The following is a 24153-nucleotide window of genomic DNA, read 5'->3' as shown; positions in this document are numbered from 1 at the left end:
TGCGTTCATTTTTTTCGAGCTTGCTCGAAAAGTATCGGGACACCATTGAATCAAAAGTACAAGTTGTATACATTCATCGCACCACTGATAAAGAAGGGCGTTTTCTGCTGAAAGATAAAAAGACAATCCTCTTACAAAATAGAAGATTGTCGCATGAGTGTCTATTTTACTATTTAAACGTCAGGTAGTGCATCTATTCATTAACCATATAGCATAGCTGGCTCACGTACTGTTTGTAAATAATCTGCCAGTTTCCCTGCAAAGACTTTCTCTAAATACGGTAATTGCGCTAGGCAATGAGGCGTCATTAATGCTGGGTTTTGAACTATTTTTAGCCCTCCCACCTTTAGTAGCGTCGCTACAAACTGGGAACAAAAATAAGCACGCTCACGTCTCACTTCCTTTTGCATCACCACACCAAAGAGTCCGATAAAATTATATTTATAGCGATCTCGATTCCAGTACATATAACGGACAATTTTCATCATGTCTAAATATTGATAATGTGATATACGACAGCGATAAATAACACAATCCGCACACTCAAATAGCCCTCTTTCTGCATCCTCTCGTAAAAAGCCCCCACTTAACGGATTGTTCAATTGCCTTCGCCCAAAGCTATACATATCAAATAGCCCCTCATCAAAGGCTATGGATGCATGATTCATCTCCTTGCCCGTATACATGCCGATCGCTTTTGATAATAACGTCCCTGTTTTGGTTAATACTATGTAAATCGTATGTGCCATATCTTCACCTACTTCAATATTCTCTCTCCTACTACCAATACGTTTTAAATCTTCAAATGGTTTCGTGAATTTCCTTTTTTTATAATTATACACAGCGAATCTTAAATATTTCCTAGTAGAACCTGAAGATTTTCTTAAGATTTGATAGGCTGGAAGTGTTTTTAGAATTTGATTATGACGATGAAAGGATGTTGATTTTTTTACTACCTTTATTTATATGAGCTTAATTGTAGTGTTATGTGTGAGGGGATCGTGAAAATTTTTTCTAAGGAAAGGAATTTATTTATCCTTTTTATTAAAAGACGCTACTCAATATTGAGTAGCGTTTACTGAGTAATCATGCATTTAAATCCGTTATGGCTGGGACATTAATTTCTTTTACACAGGAGACTGCTGATAGATTAATTACACATTGCACAAGAGAGACAATATCTTGTACGGGGATTCGTGTACCTTCATATAAATGAATGGCTTTTTCCGCTCCTTCTTCATAGGGTACTTCTGCTGCCAGTTCACCAGGATTAATGCATGTGACAGCAATTTTATCTTTCCTTAAATGTTCACGCAGTGCATTTGTAATGCCCCTTACGCCGAATTTAGATGTGACAAATGAAACTTGTGCATTGTTTGTGTGATCTAAGCCTGCTGTAGATCCAATTAAAATAACCTTTCCCTGCTTCGCTTGTCTTAAGTTGGGTAAAAGTGCCTGAATATATGTAATCGTAGAAGTTAGATTGATATTGATTAATTTCGAAATATCCTCTACTTCATCCTTATCAAATGTATAATCATCTTCAAAACCATGCTTTTCCCATACACCCACATTATAAATTAATACATCGAGCGGAATGCCTTGTAACACTTCTTTTAAAGTGGAAATTTGTTGTTGACTAGACAGATCAATGGATAACCAGTGACGATTTACTCCATCATTTAGCTCTAAACTATTGGGTCTCGTTCGTGCTACCATCCATACTGTATCTCCTTTGACAGGTAACCCCTTAACAAATGCATCTCCCAATCCTTGGCTAGCTCCAAAGATAATAAAATTCCTACTCATATTACCATCCTTTCTCATGACAAAATGTAATGAAAACCTGTAGCTTGTTGCCGATCAATATATTCTTAAGTGAAAGGAATTTCTGCCTTTCAAAATTATCGCTACTAACTGAAAAGAATGAATAACTTTCACCTTATTTGATCTTAACGTATTTAATGCTATTAATCTCTTTTTATCACTTGAACTTGCCACTGTCTCTTTTACGATTGTCGTATGAAAATTATTGTGAAGAGAACCTAAAGTAGTTGCAGTTACACAGCCTTCTGCAAATAAACCAACAATAATTATTTCTTTAATACCAGTAGCATTTATAAATCTAGTTAGCTCTGGGTCACTTTATATTTGTTATTCATTACCAATAGAATTTATCTGTTTAAACATGCTATCATTTTGTGGATATTGGTTAAAGCAGGTGAAAGATGAAAAGAAAGCTTATTTATACAATAATGTTCGTTTTATTCTGTTTCGTTTTTTTAATGAATCACATTTCTGTCTCTGCAAGTGGCTTTGATGATATAAAAAAACTGCCGAATCAAATGCAACAAGAAGTACAGGATCTAACAAAAAGAAATATTATTAAGGGGACAACACCGACAACTTTTTCCCCAAACACGACGATTACTCGTGGTCAAGTTGTCGTAATGATGGGACGATATATCGAACAGAACGGCATAGCGAAGGTTGATAAAAATTGGGAGGAAATGGATCGTTTTATGGATATGCCCCTTCGTGTGAAGGATCGTGAATTGCTAAAGTATTCAACTTTACTTTACGATAATGGCATCTTTAAAGGAGAAAATGGACGCCTAAATCCATATAATCACATGACACGAGAACAAATGGCACTAACGTTAAACCGACTTATGGTATTAGCCCGAAACTATTCATTGATTGACTATGCCTATGATTTGCAAAGTGATGTAGTGGATATACAGAAAGCAACTAAAGAAGCTAGACCCTATATAGAGGCACTTAATGCTTTAGGCATTTCCAATGTAGATACTTTCAATCCCAAAAACAGTGTGACACGAGTGCAGTTTGCTTCTTTTTTATCAAGAACAATCAAATTAATTGAGCGCAATCACCATGTTATTCATTTTGAAAAAACAGCTGAAGAGCTAGGATTTCAAAAAATTTCAAATGTAACAACGATCAATAAATCACATTTACATGTGTCCTTTTCTAATTCTCTTCTTCATATTTATGCACGCTATGATGGTAACTTTGCCATCGACGAAGAAGTGCTAATTGAAGGGACTAGCCTTTTTGGTCGTCCTCACGAATCACGATTACAGCTAAGAAATCAATTTATGCAATCAAATGCTTTCTCCATTGTAAAAAAATACATTCCAGGTCAACATGGATATATCAATATGAACCTTTTCTTAATGCATAGTTTTACAGATGCGCATTACAAATTATTAGATACAGGAAAAGAATATGGATCAGAAGCAGGATATTTAGATAAACAAGGTATATCTATGTATTTCATAAACAGTGATTCTGGCATAATAGAGCATACAATCAATGGAAATGTATTATCTATGAAAAATGAAGAAATGATAAGAACACCCAAGACGATGCATTACCGATATTATTTCGACTATCAAGGTGTGATGGTATCTGATACAGATGCCATGAATCATATCGGTGATAAGCGTTACACAGTAACAAATAATGGAGATGTTCTATTTGAAGGAAAAGTACTAAAAGATCGTACATTTTATTATTTACCTATCATTCGGCCGGTACCTTTCCATACCTATAATGATGATTTCGGTGGATTTACGTATACCGATGATGTGACATTGCAACAAATTTTAGCCTTCCACAAAACGGACGGACAAAAATCGAGTATTCCCAGACAATACATGCATCCAAAGGTGCTAGTGATTGATGGGAAGAAAAATATATATGGTACAATTAATCTACGGGATGTAACGTTCGGGACTTTTGAAGAGATTAAAAATTATTAATATTCTTATAAATAAAGAAGCCATCTGGTGTTGTTTTTTCAGCATCAGATGGCTTCTTCGTTTACAGTTTTATTCATTGTCCCAAATCGGATAATATGACTCGTTGATTGGGTAGCTATAATAAGGTGGTCTTACGCCAATGGTTGGTGTTAACCAGGTGTCATTCAAATAATGGATCTCAAGTGTAGACGCTTCATTTTCTAATAATCGCGTAACCTCTGGGAAAAATTCAACCTCCATTTTCAGTCCCCCCGTTTCCTTCAGTGCTTGTTTGGATGTTTAACACAAAAAGGTAAGCTTTCATAGTCTATGTTGAAAAGGAGGGATTGGTTATTACTAATCCGAATGACAAGGACTATCGTGAATTATTAGCACAAATCCACTTTTATCAAAAGTGGTTTGAGGACAATAAAAAGGAAGATCCATACCCGCAATATCCTGTCTATGGGAAGATTACGCAATATAAAGAAGTGCCACTTACTCAACCTGAACAAAGACAATTACGCCAACCGGGGTTGGAAAGCTTAATGGTTCCTAAGCCCATCATAGAAAATCCTCATTATAAAGGGAGTGGTAAATTAAAGGGAAAAGTTGCGCTTATTACTGGGGGTGATAGCGGGATGGGTGCAGCTGCTGCCATTGCCTTTGCGAAAGAAGAGGCCGATGTGGCCATTGCTTATCTAGATGAGCATGAAGATGCGCTAAGAACGAAAAAAAGAGTTGAAGAATTAGGACAAAAATGTCTGCTGCTTCCTGGAGATCTTCGCTTTAAAAAACAATGTGTAGACATTGTTTCCGAAACGATGAACACTTTTGGTCAATTGGATATTTTATGTAACCATGTTGGGATTCAATTTCAGCAAAATGAGCTGACAGACATCACGGATGAACAGTTTGATGAAACCTTTAAATTAAATGTATATGCTCACTTCTATACGACAAAAGCCGCTCTCCCTTATTTACGAGCAGGAAGTTCCATTATTGGCACTGCCTCCGTTGTGGCTTATGCAGGAGAACCTTTACTCATCGATTATTCTGCTACAAAGGCGGCTATCGTAGGCTGGACTCGTTCCCTAGCTAAAAGCGTTGCCAAAAAACAGATTCGTGTCAACGCGATAGCCCCTGGCCGTATTTGGACACCACTTATTCCTTCTAGCTTTTCCTCTGATGAAAACGCCTTACATGGAACTAATTTATTTAACCGAATGGCTCAGCCCTTTGAAGTCGCCCCTACTTTTGTCTATTTAGCATCAGATGATTCTAGGCATGTTACAGGGCAAGTCTTGCATGTAGATGGTGGCGAATCAACCAATTCATAATTGACGTCATATGGTTTAATAGCAAGACTTAAAATATGTGACAAAATTTTCAACCATAGCAGACAAGGGAAAACCACCTGTTATTTATCCATGATGCCTCGGATTATACCTATAATAAAAGCTTTACACCCTTATTTCAATTACTTTTCAATTTACTTACAGTGGTAATGTTTATAAGTTCTTTCACATACATTAATGTCGGGATAGCACCTTTAACATCGCCCCCAAGATGTTTTTGTACAATGCTATCCCTTTTTACATACTCTGTTTAGTTGGAGATTTCCCCAAGTTTTAATTTATTAAAAGCCGTTGCATTGTTCTTAGGAAGGTTTTCTTCATTCCAATCATCCTAATAGGACTGTGCCTTTTCCTCCCCCTTTTTCTCAAACTCTGTCTGTAACAATGAGTAGATCAACATATCGCTACGCTACTTTGTCCTGTAACACTATGATATTCATATTGTCTTAAATAGCCTTCTTCTTTAAATGTGAATTTTGTTAGTAACTTCTTGGAGGCAATGTTTTCTACAGCAACAATTGCCTGTATCCTGACTAGACCTAATTGATTAAAGCCAATTGATAATACTTCCTTCATTGTCTCTGACATAATACCTAGATGCCAGTAATTCTTTGATAATTCGTAGCCTATTTCAGCTCATTTACCTACAAATTCACTAAAAAAACCATTCCTATTACTTCAACTGTCAACTTGTCAGCAATGGCAAAACGAATAATCCAGCCCTTTTTAATTGTTAGTGTCTAGTTAGTTTTTTCCAATAACAGAGAATGCTATTTTGTGAAGGTAAGAACCTCTAGCCACGCCTTTCATATATTATAGTGAAAGGAGTGGCTATTGTGCCTTGGCAACATAAAATTCCGTATTTAATCGGTCAGCCTGTTGGTGTTTCTTTTACAAATGGTCAAGGAACTTCTGGTGTCCTCTGTGGCGTATCAGGAGGAAAACTGCTTGTTCTTGAATATTTGTATCAAAGTCAATTTGCCTTAAAGCAATACGACCTTCATATGATTCATGATGTGAACGGCTTCCCCCCTTGTCATACGCAGCAGCCGTTATACTAAAAAAACATCCTAGAACGGATGTTTTTTTACATCGTGTTGAATACCAATACAATTAGTAGAATTTGTTTCATTATTCTTGATGCTATACAGGCTAACAACTAACTCAAGCTACTATTCCATCATAATAATAAAGTAAAGCTTTCACCGCTTTATTCCCGAATGAAGGGACAACTCATTTTTTCTCTACTCGCTAACCCCCCCTTTTGTCCAATACATACTTTAAAAGAAAGAAAGGAGGTGTGTTTCATGAGTTACTGTAATTTCAATAGTTACTGTGGCGGGGACAATGGAAGCGGCAATAGCTCTACATTCGTGCTTATTGTTGTACTATTCATCCTTCTTATTATCGTTGGTGCTAGCTTCATGTGTTAATTGATCATCTCAGGCTTTAGCCTCTGTTCCATTACAGAAGCTAAAGCCTTTTTACCATGAATCGCTACCACAGCTATTCAAATCTCCTCCCTTTTCGTTTTTTTCTAGCTCATTTATTTTTACTCACAATTAAAAGTTAGTAATTTAGATAGATAACTATCTTAAACCGCTAGCTTCACATAATAATAGTAGTGTAAAGTTCTTGTAACTTTACTTTACACTCCTTTTGGTGCTTGGGGTCACTTTCGTCCGAGTGACCCTGTTCTAGCAACACACATTTAGTTTCTCCTTTTCCCTATCAAGCGGAATCATCGGAACATTCCTACAACAAATTCGTTTTTATAGGAAGGAGGAAAACAATGGGAATTAATTTAAATCTCTGGTCATTTATCTTATCTTTGGGCTGTATTCTATTATTTTTTCTATCAGGTTCAATGAGAGACTTCTTTTACACATATCTTCATTTCCATCCATTACTGTTGACACTACTCTTGTCAGTTGCCTGTTTCTACCTAAGCCTGGTCGGTATGAAAAATGTTAAAAATTTAACGACCTTGCTTCGAGGAATTTTAACAATGGTCATTACACTTATTGTGATGATTAGTATTTCTTTTATTTTACTTTTTGGTACCCTTTTAAGTTAAAATGACCTACCCCCACATTATTTTAATACAAGCCTCCTTGACGAACATTTGTTCTATGGTTAAACTATTAGAAAAGGAGGCTTTTTTATGCAAGAAACAACGAATATTGAGTTAGTACATTTCTCTGAAAGCTATGTAGAGCAGTTAAATCGTTTTGAATTACCTGAAGAACAACACCAATTTACGGCACTTCCTCAAGAGATTTCAATCGAGAAGGTCGGACAGTATCCAATTGTTATTTTAAGTGGTGGCGTACCTGTCGGCTTTTTTGTGCTTCATGCAACGGACAGAGTCCAACAATATTCTAGTAATCCTCAGGCGATGTTACTAACTGCCCTGTCCATCGACCATCAGCAGCAAGGTAGGGGCTATGCTAAAAAGGCTATGTCTGCACTTGCTGATTTTGTGAAGCAGGAGTTTAAAGAATGTAATGAAGTAGTATTAGTCGTCAATCATAAAAATATAGCTGCACAGAATTTATATGTCAAAGTAGGCTTTATGGATCATGGAGAAAGAAGAATGGGACCTATTGGTGAACAAATCGTTATGAATTTGCCATTGTAAAGAGATCGTCACTCATTTGCTTTTCAAAATGAGAGACGTACCTTACAAACAATGGAATTCTATTTTCCCCTACCATCTCTAAGAATTTCATTGTTACACCTCCACTCCCTGGCATATAAGCTTTTCCTTCACGAATTCAACTGCTATGGGGCATGTTTATACAGTATAATAAAGTCAATTAGCTATAGAAAAGGTGGAACTAGACATTGAAAAAAGAGATGTGGCTATGGTTATTAGGAATTTCTCTACTAGCTGGATGTAGTGTTACTGTTCCAAACGAGACAGTAAACACCCCTGCTGAACAGGTCTCATCACAGCTGGAGATACAGCATGAGGCTCCATTGATCGCCGTTTCCGATGATGAGAAGGTGAAATTATTTGCACGAAATGAAGCACAAAATGAAATTACAGAGGTAACTTTAGATATTGATGGTAAGCGGAAAAATTTTGACTGGACAATCCCTGATACAGGAACTAAACCTCAGTTATTCTATACAGATCTGACAAATGATCATAAGGAAGAGGCTGCTATTATTATCCAAACTGGACGAGGGACAGGCCTTAATCACTATGAGATTCATGTGGTAAATGGAGAGGATTTATCGGAGATGAATGTCCAACATTATGAAGACATCGTTGCACATACTATTGAATCAACGATTACGAAAAAAGATGATGGCACATTAGCGATTACGATGAAAGCACAGGGAAAAGAATCTACATTTGATTATGACTTTGATCCAGCACCGGATATCAAGCAAGCGCAACTTGCTTTCGGTGGTGTGGTCATTTATACAGTAGAAAATCAAAAAATAATGTTAAACATCCCTGGATCGATTGGCATCTCACCTATTTATGTAGCCGATGTTCGTATTACCTATCAATTTAATCGTACTAACAATGAGTTTCTTGTTGAGCAAATTGATGTGAAACCTATCGAGAAATAAAGCCGCCAAAAGCTGACCACTCCTGTCATCAGCTTTTGGCTTTTTCGTCGTAGACGTAAGCCTAGGCATTGTGTAAATGTTTATTCATTAGCTCTTCGACTTGGGTTTTTAACGCTTGATTGGCATAGCGTAGTACCTCATCATTGCCTGCGGTAGCCACCTGCACATCACTAAAATAATCATCAATTCGATGCCAGCCAACTAATCGTATTTTTTGCTGGGCGAGCTGACGTTTTAATTGAAAATAATCTTTGTGTAGCTGCTTTAATAAGGCATCCATAGCAGGTAAAAATACACGCTTCATCTTAAAATGCTCCGCCACTGTTAGATCGTGCTGCAAGGATTTCACAGCTAAATCAAGCAGCAAATATTGATGTAATAATCGTCGTTGCTCTCCATTAATCACATCCATCATCTTCTATACGAGCAGCATAAATGTATCTTAACGGGATGTGCTTCGTTGTGGTAATGGTTTCTAGTAGCAGCTGGTCCTCGTTCATCGCTTGAATGGTACCTCCCCATTGCACATAGTTACCATGTTCCCATATAGTTAACATAATATAGTTATGCTGTGTGAATGCTTGTGTGATTATTTGCTGTAATTCTTCAAGCTCCCATTCAGCATGTTCCCGAGGCAACTCTGTCAACACCTCTTGTTTCCATGCCTTCAAAAGCATTAAATGCTCTGGTAGCATCATCGCTGTCCATTTCATCGTTCCTCTATCTCTTATCATTTTTTCCACTCCTTATGCTAAATGCCCGCCCACTAAGCGATTCCGTGAAATAGCTGTACCAGCGCTGGTATAGGAGGCTGCGCGTAATAAGGCCACCACTCCATATTTCCTACGAATCGCATCCATGACATGACCAATGACCTGTCGCTGGTCCTTACGCTCATCAAATAAATCAAGCTGAATGCTACGCTCTGCCTCTAAATTTGTCAGTCTAACAGATAATTGACGCGCTGGCTCACCCGCAAAATGCTCATCTAGTAAGTCCAGACAAGTCTGATACATAACAAGGGTCTCATTGGTTGGACTTTCGATGGTTCTTGAGCGATGGAACCCCTTCGTCATGGCATTGCGACTGTAAGAGAGCCCCAAGCTAACAGTACGCCCGACATAGCCTGCTTCCCGTGTACGTCGCATCACATCCTCACACATTTCTAGGAGTACAACTGCAATATCCTTTCGTGTGTGATAATCCTTCATGAGCATTTGGCCCTTCCCAAAGCTTAATGCCGCATTGTTCACCAATGGCTCACCTAATGTGGAGAGATCAATGCCCCATGCATGGTAATAGTATTGATTACCCATAATACCAAAGCGCTTTTCTAATTCGGCTAAATCGGCATGGGCTAATCCACCGACCGTTTGAATACCCATCGCATTTAAATTGGCTGCCATCTGTTTCCCAATCCCCCACATATCAGATAAAGGACGCACTGGCCAAAGCTTTGTTGGGACATCGGCATAGGTCCATTTGGCAAAGCCTGTTTTTTTTGCCTCTAAATCTAATGCTAATTTAGCCATCAACATGTTTGGTCCCATACCAATGGCGGACGGAATGCGAAACTTTTCATAAATGTCTTCCTGAATCAATTTGGCTACCTGCTCAGGCGAACCCCAAAGTTGCTCTGTGCCTGTTAGATCTATAAAGCTTTCATCCACACTATAAACATGGATCGCCTCTGGAGGGACATATTGTGCAATCAGACGCGTAATGGCCATGGACATCTCTAGAAAAAAGGACATTTTTGGTTCAAACAACTTAATATCTGGATGTTTGGGAATTTCATAACGCCGATTCCCTGTTTTAATGTTAAATTTTTCTTTCATCACTGGTGATGCAGCCAGCACAATACTGCCAGGTTGTTCAAAATTACCGATGATAGCAATTGGATCTGTCAGCACATCTAGCCCTTCTAGCATGGCAATACAGCTTGCATAAAAGCACTTCATATCAATACAAAAAATATCTTTCTGTGGGAAGTCGTTGTAATTCATATCACCTCAGACTCCCGTTGGAGAATGGGCAGAAGTGCTAGAACATTGTTAATATGAAACGTACGCTTCGCTAGCCTTGTAAAACAAAAGGCGGTAAAGGAATCACCTTTAATATGGATGATTTTCACGCGCCTTTTCGTAATGGCACCTGATTTCGCTATATACATCATGTGAACGATTTGGTGACGATGCATGGCTTTTATCAACTGTTCTTTCATGTTGAATGCTCCTTTACTGACCCTGTTTGCGTTCATGTTGAACAGCATTTTTGATAACTAAGAACAAACGTTTGTGTTTTTATTATACGCACGTATGTTCTGAAATAGAAGTGGTAATTTTAGCTAATTTCTTATCCAGACAGAGGCTGACTGTAGCTAGGCATTTGTGTAAGTCTAGAAGTACCTAAAACATAATCTATGATGATGAATAGCTCAATTTATATGAGAAAGGATGTAAGTATCAGCTCAAATATCGATTATAGCTCCCCTTCTGCAGCGTTCACTTTTGATGTCAATAAAAGTACGCTTTTTAAAAAAGACTCCCGAAATTACATTAATATTCTCGGTGTGGAACAATTAAATACATTAGAAAATACATCTTTGCTTGATATTTTTTTAAGTAAAGACAATGTCATCGAGCCACATTACCATCAAAATGCTGCAGAGCTTGTCTATTGTATTGCAGGAGCAGCAACGGTTTCTCTATTAAATCCCTTTACCAAGAAAATTCAAAACTATCCTATCAAGCCTGGGCAGGTTGCGAATGTACCACAGGGCTGGTGGCATTATGAAGTAGCCACAGAAGATGACACGCATCTACTTGCTATTTTTGATGCGCCAACGCCAGAGGTCATTTTAGGCTCTGATATCTTAAAATTCACACCAGCCAATATTATGGCCCATACGTATTGTTTAGATGAAGAACAATGGAAGAAAACGATTGCACCGATTGTTCCTACGACTTATATCGGACCAGCAAAAGGCTGCAATCGTGTCCAATCAGCAACCGATCAAGCCCCTTATAAACCAACCATGCCACAGCAATATATGAAACCATGTCCATACCCTTATCCCTATCGTTACCCTCCTATGTACCCTTATGGCACCTACTATTAGCGACCTCTTATACACTTTTTATTGTAAAAGATGAATAGAATGTCATTTACTGCTACATCCTAATCTTAAATCAACCTAAGAGTTAGGAAGTGTCAGGATGACAATGATAAATGAAAATCTAGCATCGCTACGATTTAAGGAGGTTTTCAAGCTTTGGTCACAGCTTGGGATCAATCAAGGCTATATTGCTTCCAGTCATGCTTTTTTTAAGCATACGCGTGATAAAAACTTAAAAATCCTTACATTGGAATTTATTCAATGTTTAAAAGAGGAAAATAAACAGCTAACACTGCTATTAAAGGAAAACGGTGTGCTGGCACCAACAGCATCAATAGAATACAGTAAAATGAAAATAACGGATATTCGTGGGAAATCTTTCATTAATGATGGCGAAATAAGTGCTATTTTATCGATGAATATTGCCTCTTCTTTGATTGCCGTAAGCCAAGCTTTAGAGCTGGCAGTAAAGAAAACACATCTAACCAAATATAGTGAACTCCATATGCGTTATGCGCTACTTGGAGCGAGATTGATTGACCTAAGTAAGAGTAAAGGCTGGTTATTAGCCTCTACACACTAAAAAGAAGCCTCCGTTTTAATAACTAACGGAAGCTTCTTTTTTTAATCTTTATCGATTTCTCACGAACAGTAGCTTATACCATTGATTGACTAGGAATGGTAACACCGATAGGCTATAAATAAAGCCTAGCTGTGCTGGTGTTAATGGAGCTACCTCAAAGACCGTTGTAAGCATCGGCATAAATAAGACCATGTGTAAACTTAGCACACCAATGATAAAGGCGAACCACGTATATTTATTCGAAAATACACCAATCGCAAAGATGGATTGTTTGGATCGAGAATTAAAGCCATGCACTAACCTTGACAAGCATAGTGTTGTAAAGGCCATCGTGCTTGCTGTTAACGTATCGCCTGTCGATAAACCGATTTGAAACGCAATAATGGTGGAGATGGCGATTAATATGCCTTCAAGCACAACTTGTGTGGTAAATTTTTTATTTAATAAAGGAGTATGAATGTTTCTAGGCTTGTCCTTCATTGTCTTCTTATTATTTGGCTCTAAACCGATGGCAATAGCAGGCAGACTATCTGTTAATAAGTTGATGAATAGAAGATGGACAGGTGCAAAAGGAACAGGTAAGCCCAGAACCGTTGCATATAACACGACAAAAATAGCGCCTGCATTTCCAGATAATAAGAACAGAATGGCATTTTTAATATTTGTATAGATGCTACGGCCATTGGCGATTGCTTTAACAATTGTTGAAAAATTGTCATCCGTTAAAATCATGGATGAGGCATCTTTTGCAACCTCTGTGCCTGTTACGCCCATAGCCACCCCAATATCTGCTTGCTTCAAAGCAGGTCCATCATTGACACCGTCTCCTGTCATGGCAACCACATGTCCTTTATCCTGCCATGCTTTAACAATTCGAATTTTTTGGGCTGGTGTAACACGGGCATAAACAGAATAATCCTGTACTTTCTCTTGCAGCTCTTGATCAGTTAAGCCTTCGAGTGCATGTCCCTCTATAGCTTCAGCTGGATTTTGCAAAATACCAATTTGTTCGGCAATCGCGGTTGCTGTAATTTTATGGTCTCCTGTAATCATGACGGGTTTAATACCTGCCTTTATACAGCTTTCCACAGCCTCTTTCGACTCTTTTCTCGGAGGGTCCATCATCGCTACTAAGCCGACAAAGATTAAATCTCGTTCCGCTCGTGGATCGACTTTTTGTAGAGGCAATACCTCCTTATAAGCAATGGCTAACACCCTTAAACCATTCATAGAAAAATCACGATTCACCGCCTCGATTTTCTGGCGATGCTGCGGGGTTATCTCAAAAATACCTGTTGATGTTTTGATTCGTGTCACTTTTGGTAAGAGTACATCCAGAGCCCCTTTGGTAATCATGATGGGCTGCTTGTCCATCTGATTGACAGTGCTCATAAGCTTCCTCGTCGAATCAAATGGAATTTCAGCCAATCGTGGATATTGCTCACGTATCTTCAATTCATCTAACCCATACTGTTTCCCCAATTTCACGAGCGCAATTTCTGTAGGATCACCAATTTCTTTGTGGTCACGCTCGACAGCGTCACTACATAAAAGCGCTTTTACCATTAGTTCTTTTTCCACTGGATTTATTGGATTGAGCCAATCATGAGGAATTTTCTTCTGGTCCACAAAAACTTCCTGTACTACCATTTTATTTTCTGTTAAAGTACCTGTTTTATCAGAACAGATGACCGATACACTCCCCAAACTTTCCACAGCATAAAGCTTGCGGATGATCGCATTTTCCTTTGCCATCTTTTGGGTGCCAAAAGCTAATACGATGGTCACGATAGAACTTAAAGCCTCGGGGATAGCCGCCACAGCAAGAGATACAGCAAACATAAAGGATTCCACTAAGGCTCGTCCTCGGATAAGATCAATCGTAAAGATTGCTAAACAAATCAGCGTAATCCCTAAGGCTAATTTTTCACCGAATTGATCGAGACTAATTTGTAATGGCGTTTTCTTTTCCTTTGCTGTATCGAGTAAATTCGCAATTTTTCCGATTTCCGTCTGCATCCCAATTGCCGTAACCATCACGATGCCACGTCCATTGGTCACAAAACTTCCTGAGTACACCATATTTTTCTTATCCGCAATGGTGATATTCTGCTTCCGAATGGGGTCTGTACTTTTTGCCACAGCAATTGATTCGCCTGTAAGAGAGCTTTCGTTGATGTGTAAATTATGGCTTTCTAGTAGTCTTCCATCCGCATTAATATAATCTCCCGCCTCCAACATCAGAAGGTCCCCTACTACAATTTCTTCAGAAGGAATTTCTACTAGTTGATTATGACGCATGACCTTGGCAATGGGAGAGGTCAATGCTTTTAGATTATCTAATGATTGTTCGGCCTTCACATGCTGCACTGTACCTAAAATGGCATTTAAAATAACCACGATCATGATCACAATGGTACTTTCTACTTCTCCTAGTAGAAAGGAAACGAAGGCAGCAACGAGTAAAATGATGACCAATAAATCTTTGAATTGGCCCATAAAAACAGCCAACGTACTTGTCTTTTTCCCTTCCTCTAATACATTATAGCCATAGACTTGTTGCCTCTTTTGGACGTCATCATCAGTCAAACCTTGCGTGGTGACGTTCAATATCTTCATGACTTCAGCAGATGATTGTTGATGATATTCAGTCATTGAGTTCTCCTTCCATTTACAAGATTTGAAAGTCTCCTACTATTTTTCTTAAAAATAATATTCGCTCTGAAAATCTCAAACTCCTCAAATCTGTAAATTCATTAACTACAACAATCTATTCCATAGGTAATTAGAGTATGCTAAGAAACCATAGAGAATTTAATTTTGGGAAGTGTATGAAAATAGATTCATGCAAACCAATTAAAAAGGTATTGGGATGGCTTTCCCAATACCTTTCAGGGCTATCGTTCGATTATGAATGATGATGTGCTGACTGATAATCTACGTGCTGCTCCTGTCCAAGAGGTGCCCTTTTAATAGAAAAGATCGCGCAGCCTAATGCACAAAGAACTAGAATCGTACCAAAGCTAGCTAGGTGCATAACAGAACCTGTCCAAGCAAACATTGCGCCACCAACTGCTGATCCGATAGAAATACCAATTTGCAGGGCAGCTGTATTTAGGCTTTGCTGAATATCCGATGATTGAGGATCCGCCTGAATTAAGTAATTTTGTAATGGCGGTGTCAGTGCCCAGCTCAACGCACCCCATAAAACCGTAAATACTAAAAACAGTGGAAGGGCAATAATTGTATAAGGAATACTAAATAAGACAATGGCAAAAGCTGAGACAATTAAAATAATGGCTTTACTTGTGCCAATTTTATCACTCACCCATCCACCTACAGCATTTCCACTAACAGAGGCAATACCAAAAATTAAGTAACAAATACTAATCCATGAAGCTTTCATATCAAATGCCTCTACTAAAAATGGTGTTAAATAGGCGTAGAGCATGTAATGGCCCGCTAGCATAAATAAGGTAGTTAACTGTGCTGTCAGGATTTTTAAATTCGCCAGCGATTTAATTTGCGCCTTGAGTGGCACTACTTCTCCAATTGGCATTTTTTCAAGTAATAAAGCAATTAATATCATTGAAATCGTTGATAGGATACTAATACCTAAAAATATGGCTCGCCAGCCAAACGCTTCTGTAATAAAAATACCCATTGGCACACCGATCACCAACGCAGAACTTACCCCCATAAAAACAAGCCCCAGTGCTTTAGCACGATGGCGAGGCTCTACGATTTTAGTTGTAATCGTTAATGATAAAACAATCACTAACGCTGTACTCATAGCTGTGAAAATACGTGCGATTAGCACAATGATAAACGTTGTACTAAAGAAGGTCATTAGATTTCCTAACGTAAAAATAAATAAAGAAATAAGGAATAAGCGCTTGCGTTCCACCTTGGCTGTCAAGGATAGTAGGACAGGCGCAGAAATCGCATAAACAAGTGCAAAAATAGTAATTAATTGTCCCGCTGTCGCTAAAGACACATCTAAATCCTCTGCAATATTTGGCAGGATTCCACCAACAATTAATTCAACTAACCCTACTGCAAAGGTAGTCACAGCAAGAATATAAACTCTCCAATTCATCGTAATCTCCCCTTCGATACCGTTCATTTTTGTAGGAGATTGTTTTAAAACAAACTAAAAAAATCCTGACTACAAAAATGAAGCAAAGTTTTGTAGTCAGGATTTTATGGTTCCTGGTAGAGACCCTCAATCCATATTATTGAGGTTATACAGATCAAATATTTACTTTAGCTATAGTAGCACATCAAAATTTCATTGACAATAGCTTTTTTCATAGAATTCATTGCCTCTAAAAATCTTTTTGGCAAGAGAAAATTTCGATTTTCTGCTTATATTTCGACGAATTTGACCATATATATAAACATACAATAACTATTTTACGAGGTGATTGTTTGCGTATAGTAGGATTTGTCTGCTATTTTTTAATACTATTTTATGGCGTAGAATTAGTAGAAGAAGCGTTCACAAATGAAGAACCAGCAATGCAATCGCCCATGAAAAGTAAGCCATCGCCCATCAAGGAAACCGTTGAAAATTCAAGGATTTGTGTCTATTATCCCACTTATAAAAGCTGTACCGATTTACCCCAACAATAAAAAAGAGGCTACTCAATGGAGTGACCTCTTTTTTCATCATTTTGAGCCAATATGAAAATGACTAAATGGATATAGTATTAATTTCGATTCACCATATACAGCATCCTCTGAAATTAAACCATAATGGCGACTGTCACTACTTTTTAGGCGATTGTCACCAAGCACAAAATACATGCCCTCTGGCACTTCTTTTTCATTCACTAATTGTTCCAATGTAAAGTTTTCCGTAATGCGTAATTGATTAGGATCATCCGTTTGACGGTTCACATAATCTTCTTTATATGCTTTGCCATTGACGTACAATACATCATCTTTCATTTCCACTTTATCCCCTGGAAGACCAATGACACGTTTAATATATAACTCATCTTCGACAGGAGATTGGAAAACAATTTGATCAAAACGCTCGATTTTACTTGTTTTGCTTACAATAATAATATCCTTATCGTGATAAGTAGGATACATAGATGCTCCCTGTACTTTAATCGGCGCAAATAAGAATTGCTTACAGCCAAAAACAACAACAGCTGTAATGACAATAATTTTGATGTAGGATAATATTTCTTTTTTAAGATTGGATGTTTTTTCCGCTTGCATGCTCATTCCCCGATACTGTTTTTTTAATAGTATAACATTTTCTCACTATTATTGACGAATGAATCACACAAATTGTTTCCTATTCATAGAAAAATAGACAAGGCTACAAAGTAACATTGTCTAGAAATTGATATTTTACTGTTTCAACGTTATGAATGGTTAGTTTGTGTAGCAGAGTGATGCTGCTCGTTTAATAAATCTACTGCTAATACGATACCCACTGGTAATGCAAATGCTAATAAAATTGTGCCTACAATCATCACAATCACTCCTTTAACCATTTCTAATGTCAGTATACACTTAATTTTCTGATATTTCAAGAAATATCGAAAAATGATGCATAACAGCAAAAAAATCATTCAACTAGGCATGCACCCTACCTGAATGATTTTTTATCCCTTACATAAATAATTTTAAACATAATACTTGTAGGCCTCTTATTGCTGATTGGACTGGATTTTTTCGCACTTTACGTTTAGGTACATAGCTTTGCATGCAATGATTCAGCGCTGTATACCTCAGCACCTGGGTCCTCCCATTCATTCATCTCCCTCCCTTCGTGGCCAAAAAGTTTACAGCTAGTATGCGACATTTGTAAGCAACTTGCTTACTTACTTTTGTAAATGGTTTTTTAAATCTGTTTGTATTTTTTGAAGCTCTGCCTCATTCGGAATATAGTACCAAATGCGGTTAATCCTTTCACCGTCTCCCTGTTCGAACGATAACTGCTCAATATCCTTATCCATTTTTTTATAAATACTTTGCAGCTGAATAAGGTCCTTCACTGAAAAGTTCATGCGAACATTGTCGCCTAGTACATTCAACATATCAGTTGCTTTTAATAATGTTGATGGTGTGGAGGCTTTTTTCATCACCGCTTCAATGATTTGACGTTGTCGAATTTGGCGTCCAAAATCACCGCGAGGATCTTCATAACGAATACGAGAAAAAATAAGGGCCTCATTACCATCTAATGTGATTTCTCCCTTTGGATAATGGTATTCGTCAAAGGTTAAATCCATATCATTATCGATTGTTACGCCACCCAGCGTGTCAATAATTTGTAAAAAGCCCTCCATATTAATAAATACATAATAATCAATGGGTATATCTAAAAAATTTTCGACCGTATCCACAGCCATAGGGACGCCTCCAAAGGCATAGGCATGATTAATCTTATCTACCGTATCATGACCAACGATTTCTGTTCGAGTATCACGGGGTATACTAAGCATTTTCATCGTCTGCTTTTCAGGATTTACAGTGATTACAATCATGGTATCGGAACGTCCACTATCATCTTTACGTTCATCGACCCCAAGCATTAGAACCGAAAAGGGATCTTTTTTAATCACTGTTTTTTCTTCTGGTTGTGCTGCATCTGTTGTTTGAATAAGTGGTGTATTTATTTTATTCATAGTTTTTTGGATGGTAAAGTAGGCAGTACCTATAAAAATTAAAAAAATTGCTAATAGGCTACCAACAATCCACAGCCATAATTTTTTCTTGCTCTTTTTCTCTTTTGAGCGTTTCATGTTTTTTTCCATACATAAGTCCTTTCTTGCTTAACAATTTTGCCCCTCTTTTTGACGTATTAAGTTGGAAAAAAGTTTATCTAGTCTACTTATATGCATAATGAACGAAAAAAAGACGTACACTAGTATTTACTAAATTTACAACATACTATTCCCTCATTTGTCAATTATCTTCCTTTTACATTCATTGCCCTCTATCAAAATGGTGCTATCTTAATTTATTGAAAATTCATTATTGTTGATATATACTATTTTTCAGATACAACGTCTCTATAATAGAAACGTTTTTAGGAGGAATCACTCAATGTTTCAAAAAAGAAGAGAGCAGCTCGTTTCCCGTATGCAGCAACAGTCAATTGATGTAGCAGTGCTAGTACCAGGGTCAAACATGTATTATTTTACAGGTCTTCAGTTAAAGCAAAGTGAACGCCTAACAGTAGTCGCTATTACTGCTCATCATCAATTATACTTTCTCGTTCCACAAGTAGAATTAACAAAAGTTGACTTGGGTAATGGAGGGGCAATCTTATCCTATTCGGATGAGGAAGGACCGTCACAGGCCATCCAGCAACTAAAAAAAAAACTAGGAACAGCGCAGACACTTGCCGTTGAGTTTGACACCATGCGCGTGAAGGAACAGAAAACTATCGAAAACCTTACATATGACACTTTATGTGATATCGGTGAAACCATTCGTGATATACGTATGGAAAAAGATGAACACGAAATAGCCCTCATGCGTCAGGCTGTACAGATTGTCGAAGAAAGTCTTGCAGCCACATTACCGATTATTCAAGCTGGTGTTTCAGAAATGGAAGTCGCAGCCCAATTAGAATATGAAATGAGACGACGTGGATCAGAGGGAACACCTTTTGGAACCATTGTTGCTTCTGGTTACCGAGGTGCACTTCCTCATGGTAGAGCGAGCACAAAGAAAATAGAGACAGGTGAATTAATCGTCATAGATTTTGGCGCGATTTATAAGGGCTATGTGGCGGATATGACTAGAACAGTTGCTTTAGGAGAAGTTTCTCCAACGCTCAAAACAATTTATAGCATTGTGAAGCAAGCAAATGAAACAGTCATAGCAGCCATAAAACCAGGTATGACAGCTCATGCCATTGATGATCTGGCAAGAGACATTATTCGTGATGCCGGCTATGGCAATTATTTCACACACCGACTTGGCCATGGCATTGGTTTAAGTGCACATGAAGAGCCTTATATGATGCAGCGTAATCAGCTAGTGTTAAAGCCAGGCATGGCCTTTACCGTGGAGCCAGGTATCTATGTGCAGGATGTTGGTGGTGTTCGTATCGAGGATAATTTAATCGTCACAGAAAATGGTTACGAAAATTTAATGACCTATTCGAAAGAATTAATCATTTTATAAGGTTGGTGTGTACAATGATCGATATGAGGAAAATACAACAGGATATGCCGCTACTTGAACACTATATTTATCTAAACACAGCTGCTGCATCTGCCATGCCACAGCCAGTAGTGGATGAAATGACTAGCTATCTCCAAAAACAAGCAAGTATTGGTCCCTACTTGCCCTCTTTTCGTCAAGAAACGTATGCGCAAGTAGAGCGTATTCGAAAAAAAGCAGCATTGTTCATCGGCGCAACAAAAGAGGAGATTGCCTTTGTGCCAAACGGTTCAATGGGGATTAATTATATCGCAGGTGGCTTGCAATGGAAACAGGGAGATGAGGTCATAGTGCTCGACACAGAAATGTTGAGTAACTATGTGCCTTGGCTTGCCCTTCAGCAACAAGGGGTTCAGCTGAAAGTGTTAAAAACTAATGATGAATATATGGTAGATTTATATGCACTTGAGCAACTCATCACACCACAAACAAAATTGATTGCCTTTGCCCATATGTCTAATGCTGCTGGGGCACTCCAGCCCGCCAAAGAAATATGTCAGCTAGCCCAGCAACACCATGTACTCACATTGCTGAATGCCAATCAAACACTTGGTTTAACCCCCATTCATGTTGCCGAACTTGGCTGTGACTTTCTAGTTGCGAGTGGGCGGAAATGGCTACGCGGCCCTGAAGGATCAGGTATTTTATATGTACGAGAAGCACTCATTCCAACATTGACGCCTATTATGATTGGCTGGGGCAGCACCCAGTGGGATTATCAGAACAATGCCTATTCTTTTTTAGAAACAGCTAAACGTTTTGAACCAGGTTGTCCGATCATTCCAAGTATTTTCGGCTTAGGGGCAGCTATTGATTATGCGAACAATATCGGTATCCATCACATATATGATCGTGTAAAGCAGCTAACAAACTATTTAATTGAACAGCTTGCCACCATTCCAGGCATTGTCTTATATGGTCCTCAAAATAGTGCTCATCGATTATCGATTACGCCGTTTAACATTGAAGGGCTGTCACCAGATGAGCTAACCAATGCTTTAGCAGAACATGGGGTCATCATTGAAGCTGGCACATTTATGGCGAATACCATTATGGAACGCAATCAAATTTCTAAAATGGCCCGTTTTTCACCACACTATTTTAATACGTTTGAAGAAATTGACAAGGCCGTATCCATCATGAAAAAAATCCAAGCAAAGGCTCAAGATAGTTAATGTCTATCTTGAGCCTCTTTTTCATGCTTATTCATGATATAATTTAAAGCTGTATTGATCGAAATACCGTTGAATATTCATCGCTCCATATTGAAGAACATTCACCATATCAGGTAACTTCTCCTCTGTTGGCTTACGATAAATAGGGCCAGCAATTGTTAAAGAGGCAATGACTTCTTTTTTACTATTAAAAAGAGGTACACCTAGCCCAAATACTGAATGAGAGTACTCTCCTGTTGAAAAGCACCAGCCTTGCTGTTGTATTTTTTCTAAATCGGCTAACATTTCATCAGGGTCAGTAATGGTTTCAGGAGTTAATCTTTTCATCCCATGCTCCATGATCTCCTTTTTTCTCTCTTCAGGTAGATAAGCCATGATGACTTTACAAGATGCCCCGATATGTAGTGGTGTCCGCGTGCCAATCGACACTGAAAACTTAATGGTTTGAGAGCTCTCAGCTATTTCTACTGTGACACCATCTGTTCCATCCAGCCATGTTAAAAATACGGATTCTTTGATGGTATCTGCAAGGTTGATCATAATTGGTAAAACAAAGTCAGAAAGATTTAATTTATCTTTAACCATCTGGCCATATTCTAGAAAGCGAAGCCCTAATTCATATTTTTTTGTCTCAGGATTTTGAATAAGAAAGCCTTGTTTTTCGAAGGTTGCTAAAATCCGATAAATAATGGAGTGACTAATATCCATCTCTTTTGCTAGCTCACGAACACCCCATGTAGGATTTTCCTTATTAAAATATTTCAGTACCTCCAATGAGTTATCTAATGTTTTTAATGTCATTTCACACCTCAAATGTCTCTATAATAGAACCGTATTTTGATTATAAAATGAAGACGGACAATTTTCAATAAATTCAACTATTTTACAATTAGATTTTAAATGAACTATTTCATTTCAAGCAGTTCCTATGGACATTCTATCATGCAAAAAAGGAAGGCTATCCGCCAGATTCCTCTTTTTATCCGTCACATTTTGAGTTTTATCCGCCAGTTTACGTACCCAATCCGCCTCAACAATGAAAAATCAACCCACCTCTTAAAAGGTAGGTTGATTTTTTTACATGGTTATTTCTGCTGGATACCCTGTACTAATTTTTCTTGAATCCGCAAGTATTGGGCAATTTCCTCATCATCTAATACTTCAAAAAGCTGTACAAAGACCTCTTTTCCGATAGATTGAGCCTTTGCTAAAGCGCTTTGACCCTCGTCTGTAATTTGTAAGCGAATGGTGCGACGGTCGGATGGATCATATAGTCTTTCTGCTAATCCAAGCTTGACCAGCTTTTCGGCAATGCTCGTCATAGCACCTTTTGTATAGCCGATTGTCTCAGCTAATTCGGCTTGTTTTTGAGGGCCTTTGACATGTAGCTCATTTAAAACTAAAATTGGTGAAATTCCTAAAGGATATGGGAACGCTTTTGTAAAACGTATAATATTCGCATTGTTCACCTGTTCAATCATATGAATCAGTTTAAAAATATTTGTCTGTTTCAAAAAAATCCTCCTCAAACGCTGAGAATTAATGAAGCATTAGTGAGCCTCCATCCACCATAATCGTTTGACCTGTAATGTATTGAGAATCGTCAGAAGCTAAGAAAACAGCTACTCGACCAATATCTTGCTCAATATCACCAAAACGGCCTAACGGGATATTACTTCTCACCGCTTCATAATACTCTGGCTGTGCTTTTGCCCATGCTTGTACACCTGGTGAATCAGCAAGCGGACTAATGATATTGACATTAATACCAAAACGTCCCCATTCATTTGCGGCAACACGGGAAATACCACGAATGGCTTCCTTGGCAGCGGCATAAGCAGCCTGTGTTTCATGACCTTGAATGCCTGCTCCAGATGCAAAGTTAATAATATTACCCTTAGTTTCTTTTAAATGCGGTAGGGCTGCTTGCATTAAATAGAAGGTTGGATAAAAACCTGTTCCAAATGACAAATCAAGATCTGCTTGTGTAGTTTCTTCTATTGTAACTTGTTTAGCAGCATGAGCGTTATTAACTAGCACATCTAGTTTACCGTATTTTTCTACGACTGTATCAATAATTTTTGGTAATTGGTCGCGTTCCATTAGATTAGCCTGTAAAAACATAGACTTCGGAGACATTTCTTGTAATTCTTTTGCCATTGCCTCGCCTGCTTCTGCATTTAAGTCAACAATTGTAACAATCGCTCCTTCCTTTACCATAGCTTTTGCCATTCCACTACCAATACCACCTGCACCACCAGTAATGATGACCACTTTGTTTTGTAGTTTACCCATTGCAACAACATCTCCTTCTTGTTTATCTGTTAATAGTTTAACATTAAACTATTTAATTTTAAACTAAATTGTT

At 38.0% G+C, this 24153-nt stretch carries 28 protein-coding genes, 1 pseudogene and 1 riboswitch; of the genes and pseudogenes, 12 read left to right on the top strand and 17 right to left on the bottom strand.

Annotated features, from left to right (window positions below; translation table 11 throughout):
- Nucleotides 1–200: 200 nt before the first annotated feature.
- The 3 genes and pseudogenes from QH639_RS15205 to QH639_RS26515 all read right to left on the bottom strand — a co-directional run.
- Entirely contained in the window at nt 201–749 is a 549-nt protein-coding gene (locus QH639_RS15205; RefSeq protein ID WP_131520031.1) for a hypothetical protein, read from the bottom strand.
- Nucleotides 750–1086: 337 nt separating this feature from the next.
- On the bottom strand, nt 1087–1809 hold the full coding sequence (locus QH639_RS15200) for an SDR family NAD(P)-dependent oxidoreductase (RefSeq protein ID WP_281114785.1): 723 nt from the start codon (nt 1807–1809) through the stop codon (nt 1087–1089).
- Nucleotides 1810–1863: 54 nt separating this feature from the next.
- Nucleotides 1864–2130, bottom strand: a pseudogene (locus QH639_RS26515) (isochorismatase family protein); the annotation flags it as partial.
- A gap of 98 nt (nt 2131–2228) precedes the next feature.
- Between QH639_RS26515 and QH639_RS15195 the strand changes: the two are divergent.
- Entirely contained in the window at nt 2229–3785 is a 1557-nt protein-coding gene (locus QH639_RS15195; RefSeq protein ID WP_281114784.1) for an S-layer homology domain-containing protein, read from the top strand.
- A gap of 69 nt (nt 3786–3854) precedes the next feature.
- Here QH639_RS15195 and QH639_RS15190 read toward each other — a convergent pair whose 3' ends face one another.
- Complete coding sequence (locus QH639_RS15190) at nt 3855–4025, bottom strand: hypothetical protein (protein WP_193767315.1); 171 nt, start codon at nt 4023–4025, stop codon at nt 3855–3857.
- A gap of 92 nt (nt 4026–4117) precedes the next feature.
- Here QH639_RS15190 and QH639_RS15185 point away from each other — a divergent pair, with 92 nt between their 5' ends.
- Entirely contained in the window at nt 4118–5104 is a 987-nt protein-coding gene (locus QH639_RS15185; RefSeq protein ID WP_036076497.1) for an SDR family oxidoreductase, read from the top strand.
- Nucleotides 5105–5515: 411 nt separating this feature from the next.
- Here QH639_RS15185 and QH639_RS15180 read toward each other — a convergent pair whose 3' ends face one another.
- The gene (locus QH639_RS15180; RefSeq protein WP_281116203.1) at nt 5516–5752 is read right to left on the bottom strand and encodes a GNAT family N-acetyltransferase; all 237 of its coding nucleotides are present in this window, start codon (nt 5750–5752) and stop codon (nt 5516–5518) included.
- A 206-nt stretch (nt 5753–5958) separates the two neighbouring features.
- On the opposite strand from QH639_RS15180, the gene QH639_RS15175 reads away from it, so the two are divergent.
- The 5 genes from QH639_RS15175 to QH639_RS15155 all read left to right on the top strand — a co-directional run bounded on the left by QH639_RS15175 (nt 5959) and on the right by QH639_RS15155 (nt 8710).
- Nucleotides 5959–6183, top strand: a complete 225-nt coding sequence (locus tag QH639_RS15175) for a hypothetical protein (protein ID WP_004224247.1) — start codon at nt 5959–5961, stop codon at nt 6181–6183.
- Nucleotides 6184–6429: 246 nt separating this feature from the next.
- Complete coding sequence (locus tag QH639_RS15170) at nt 6430–6555, top strand: YjcZ family sporulation protein (protein ID WP_081011033.1); 126 nt, start codon at nt 6430–6432, stop codon at nt 6553–6555.
- A gap of 359 nt (nt 6556–6914) precedes the next feature.
- Nucleotides 6915–7199, top strand: coding sequence for a hypothetical protein (locus QH639_RS15165; RefSeq protein WP_131520028.1), 285 nt, complete (start codon nt 6915–6917; stop codon nt 7197–7199).
- An 87-nt stretch (nt 7200–7286) separates the two neighbouring features.
- Nucleotides 7287–7763: a GNAT family N-acetyltransferase gene (locus QH639_RS15160; RefSeq protein WP_048392488.1), complete on the top strand. Its 477-nt coding sequence runs from the start codon at nt 7287–7289 to the stop codon at nt 7761–7763.
- 206 nt (nt 7764–7969) lie between these two features.
- A complete protein-coding gene (locus QH639_RS15155; RefSeq protein ID WP_054550404.1) occupies nt 7970–8710 on the top strand; it encodes a hypothetical protein in 741 nt (246 codons plus the stop codon).
- A gap of 61 nt (nt 8711–8771) precedes the next feature.
- Here the strand turns inward: QH639_RS15155 and QH639_RS15150 are convergent, their stop codons facing one another.
- Genes QH639_RS15150 through QH639_RS15135 form a run of 4 tightly spaced genes read right to left on the bottom strand, consistent with a single transcriptional unit; the run spans nt 8772 to nt 10934 of the window.
- Nucleotides 8772–9125, bottom strand: a complete 354-nt coding sequence (locus QH639_RS15150; protein WP_009370358.1) for a YhjD family protein — start codon at nt 9123–9125, stop codon at nt 8772–8774.
- Nucleotides 9109–9444 carry a YolD-like family protein gene (locus tag QH639_RS15145; RefSeq protein WP_009370357.1) on the bottom strand — a complete coding sequence of 112 codons (336 nt, stop codon included), beginning with the start codon at nt 9442–9444 and terminating at the stop codon, nt 9109–9111. Before QH639_RS15145 ends, QH639_RS15150 begins: the two co-directional genes overlap by 17 nt.
- A 12-nt stretch (nt 9445–9456) precedes the next feature.
- Nucleotides 9457–10716, bottom strand: coding sequence for a Y-family DNA polymerase (locus QH639_RS15140; protein ID WP_131521427.1), 1260 nt, complete (start codon nt 10714–10716; stop codon nt 9457–9459).
- Entirely contained in the window at nt 10713–10934 is a 222-nt protein-coding gene (locus QH639_RS15135; RefSeq protein ID WP_048392481.1) for a transcriptional regulator, read from the bottom strand. The genes QH639_RS15140 and QH639_RS15135 overlap by 4 nt, the downstream gene beginning before the upstream one ends.
- Before the next feature lie 240 nt (nt 10935–11174).
- On the opposite strand from QH639_RS15135, the gene QH639_RS15130 reads away from it, so the two are divergent.
- Nucleotides 11175–11831, top strand: a complete 657-nt coding sequence (locus tag QH639_RS15130) for a cupin domain-containing protein (protein ID WP_348638180.1) — start codon at nt 11175–11177, stop codon at nt 11829–11831.
- Nucleotides 11832–11928: 97 nt separating this feature from the next.
- Nucleotides 11929–12411 (top strand): DUF3231 family protein, encoded by a 483-nt coding sequence (locus QH639_RS15125; RefSeq protein WP_048392480.1) that lies wholly within the window; start codon nt 11929–11931, stop codon nt 12409–12411.
- 48 nt (nt 12412–12459) lie between these two features.
- On the opposite strand, the gene QH639_RS15120 is transcribed toward QH639_RS15125, so the two are convergent.
- Complete coding sequence (locus QH639_RS15120) at nt 12460–15066, bottom strand: cation-translocating P-type ATPase (RefSeq protein WP_131521428.1); 2607 nt, start codon at nt 15064–15066, stop codon at nt 12460–12462.
- Nucleotides 15067–15319: 253 nt separating this feature from the next.
- A complete protein-coding gene (locus QH639_RS15115; RefSeq protein WP_131521429.1) occupies nt 15320–16510 on the bottom strand; it encodes an MFS transporter in 1191 nt (396 codons plus the stop codon).
- A 73-nt stretch (nt 16511–16583) separates the two neighbouring features.
- Nucleotides 16584–16683, bottom strand: a riboswitch (purine riboswitch).
- A 159-nt stretch (nt 16684–16842) separates the two neighbouring features.
- Between QH639_RS15115 and QH639_RS15110 the strand changes: the two genes are divergently transcribed.
- Entirely contained in the window at nt 16843–17046 is a 204-nt protein-coding gene (locus tag QH639_RS15110) for a hypothetical protein (protein ID WP_036218669.1), read from the top strand.
- Nucleotides 17047–17082: 36 nt separating this feature from the next.
- Here the strand turns inward: QH639_RS15110 and lepB are convergent, their stop codons facing one another.
- The 3 genes from lepB to QH639_RS15095 all read right to left on the bottom strand — a co-directional run bounded on the left by lepB (nt 17083) and on the right by QH639_RS15095 (nt 19190).
- On the bottom strand, nt 17083–17643 hold the full coding sequence (gene lepB, locus QH639_RS15105; RefSeq protein WP_048392477.1) for a signal peptidase I: 561 nt from the start codon (nt 17641–17643) through the stop codon (nt 17083–17085).
- 149 nt (nt 17644–17792) lie between these two features.
- A complete protein-coding gene (locus QH639_RS15100; RefSeq protein ID WP_004230560.1) occupies nt 17793–17903 on the bottom strand; it encodes a hypothetical protein in 111 nt (36 codons plus the stop codon).
- Nucleotides 17904–18254: 351 nt separating this feature from the next.
- A complete protein-coding gene (locus tag QH639_RS15095; protein WP_054550408.1) occupies nt 18255–19190 on the bottom strand; it encodes an LCP family glycopolymer transferase in 936 nt (311 codons plus the stop codon).
- Between the two features lie 292 nt (nt 19191–19482).
- Between QH639_RS15095 and QH639_RS15090 the strand changes: the two genes are divergently transcribed.
- A complete protein-coding gene (locus QH639_RS15090) occupies nt 19483–20571 on the top strand; it encodes a M24 family metallopeptidase (protein WP_281114783.1) in 1089 nt (362 codons plus the stop codon).
- A 14-nt stretch (nt 20572–20585) separates the two neighbouring features.
- Nucleotides 20586–21785, top strand: coding sequence for an aminotransferase class V-fold PLP-dependent enzyme (locus QH639_RS15085; protein WP_281114782.1), 1200 nt, complete (start codon nt 20586–20588; stop codon nt 21783–21785).
- 27 nt (nt 21786–21812) lie between these two features.
- Here QH639_RS15085 and QH639_RS15080 read toward each other — a convergent pair whose 3' ends face one another.
- The 3 genes from QH639_RS15080 to QH639_RS15070 form a co-directional block, all read right to left on the bottom strand.
- A complete protein-coding gene (locus tag QH639_RS15080) occupies nt 21813–22586 on the bottom strand; it encodes an IclR family transcriptional regulator (RefSeq protein WP_036077236.1) in 774 nt (257 codons plus the stop codon).
- Nucleotides 22587–22870: 284 nt separating this feature from the next.
- Entirely contained in the window at nt 22871–23299 is a 429-nt protein-coding gene (locus tag QH639_RS15075) for a MarR family winged helix-turn-helix transcriptional regulator (RefSeq protein WP_004230567.1), read from the bottom strand.
- A 25-nt stretch (nt 23300–23324) separates the two neighbouring features.
- Nucleotides 23325–24080: an SDR family NAD(P)-dependent oxidoreductase gene (locus QH639_RS15070; protein ID WP_281114781.1), complete on the bottom strand. Its 756-nt coding sequence runs from the start codon at nt 24078–24080 to the stop codon at nt 23325–23327.
- Between the last annotated feature and the right edge of the window lie 73 nt (nt 24081–24153).

The sequence above is a fragment of the Lysinibacillus sp. 1 U-2021 genome, from assembly GCF_029916965.1.
GTDB lineage: Bacteria > Bacillota > Bacilli > Bacillales_A > Planococcaceae > Lysinibacillus > Lysinibacillus capsici.
This window is presented reverse-complemented; position numbering and strand designations above follow the sequence as displayed.

What these genes read in the sequence shown, in the direction of transcription:
- QH639_RS15205 (WP_131520031.1), bottom strand. Translation starts at nt 749, where the DNA reads ATGGCACATACGATTTACATAGTATTAACCAAAACAGGGACGTTATTA.
- QH639_RS15200 (WP_281114785.1), bottom strand. Translation starts at nt 1,809, where the DNA reads ATGAGTAGGAATTTTATTATCTTTGGAGCTAGCCAAGGATTGGGAGAT.
- QH639_RS15195 (WP_281114784.1), top strand. Translation starts at nt 2,229, where the DNA reads ATGAAAAGAAAGCTTATTTATACAATAATGTTCGTTTTATTCTGTTTC.
- QH639_RS15190 (WP_193767315.1), bottom strand. Translation starts at nt 4,025, where the DNA reads ATGGAGGTTGAATTTTTCCCAGAGGTTACGCGATTATTAGAAAATGAA.
- QH639_RS15170 (WP_081011033.1), top strand. Translation starts at nt 6,430, where the DNA reads ATGAGTTACTGTAATTTCAATAGTTACTGTGGCGGGGACAATGGAAGC.
- QH639_RS15165 (WP_131520028.1), top strand. Translation starts at nt 6,915, where the DNA reads ATGGGAATTAATTTAAATCTCTGGTCATTTATCTTATCTTTGGGCTGT.
- QH639_RS15160 (WP_048392488.1), top strand. Translation starts at nt 7,287, where the DNA reads ATGCAAGAAACAACGAATATTGAGTTAGTACATTTCTCTGAAAGCTAT.
- QH639_RS15150 (WP_009370358.1), bottom strand. Translation starts at nt 9,125, where the DNA reads ATGATGGATGTGATTAATGGAGAGCAACGACGATTATTACATCAATAT.
- QH639_RS15145 (WP_009370357.1), bottom strand. Translation starts at nt 9,444, where the DNA reads ATGATAAGAGATAGAGGAACGATGAAATGGACAGCGATGATGCTACCA.
- QH639_RS15140 (WP_131521427.1), bottom strand. Translation starts at nt 10,716, where the DNA reads ATGAATTACAACGACTTCCCACAGAAAGATATTTTTTGTATTGATATG.
- QH639_RS15135 (WP_048392481.1), bottom strand. Translation starts at nt 10,934, where the DNA reads ATGAAAGAACAGTTGATAAAAGCCATGCATCGTCACCAAATCGTTCAC.
- QH639_RS15125 (WP_048392480.1), top strand. Translation starts at nt 11,929, where the DNA reads ATGACAATGATAAATGAAAATCTAGCATCGCTACGATTTAAGGAGGTT.
- QH639_RS15120 (WP_131521428.1), bottom strand. Translation starts at nt 15,066, where the DNA reads ATGACTGAATATCATCAACAATCATCTGCTGAAGTCATGAAGATATTG.
- QH639_RS15115 (WP_131521429.1), bottom strand. Translation starts at nt 16,510, where the DNA reads ATGAATTGGAGAGTTTATATTCTTGCTGTGACTACCTTTGCAGTAGGG.
- lepB (WP_048392477.1), bottom strand. Translation starts at nt 17,643, where the DNA reads ATGCAAGCGGAAAAAACATCCAATCTTAAAAAAGAAATATTATCCTAC.
- QH639_RS15100 (WP_004230560.1), bottom strand. Translation starts at nt 17,903, where the DNA reads ATGATTGTAGGCACAATTTTATTAGCATTTGCATTACCAGTGGGTATC.
- QH639_RS15095 (WP_054550408.1), bottom strand. Translation starts at nt 19,190, where the DNA reads ATGGAAAAAAACATGAAACGCTCAAAAGAGAAAAAGAGCAAGAAAAAA.
- QH639_RS15090 (WP_281114783.1), top strand. Translation starts at nt 19,483, where the DNA reads ATGTTTCAAAAAAGAAGAGAGCAGCTCGTTTCCCGTATGCAGCAACAG.
- QH639_RS15085 (WP_281114782.1), top strand. Translation starts at nt 20,586, where the DNA reads ATGATCGATATGAGGAAAATACAACAGGATATGCCGCTACTTGAACAC.
- QH639_RS15080 (WP_036077236.1), bottom strand. Translation starts at nt 22,586, where the DNA reads ATGACATTAAAAACATTAGATAACTCATTGGAGGTACTGAAATATTTT.
- QH639_RS15070 (WP_281114781.1), bottom strand. Translation starts at nt 24,080, where the DNA reads ATGGGTAAACTACAAAACAAAGTGGTCATCATTACTGGTGGTGCAGGT.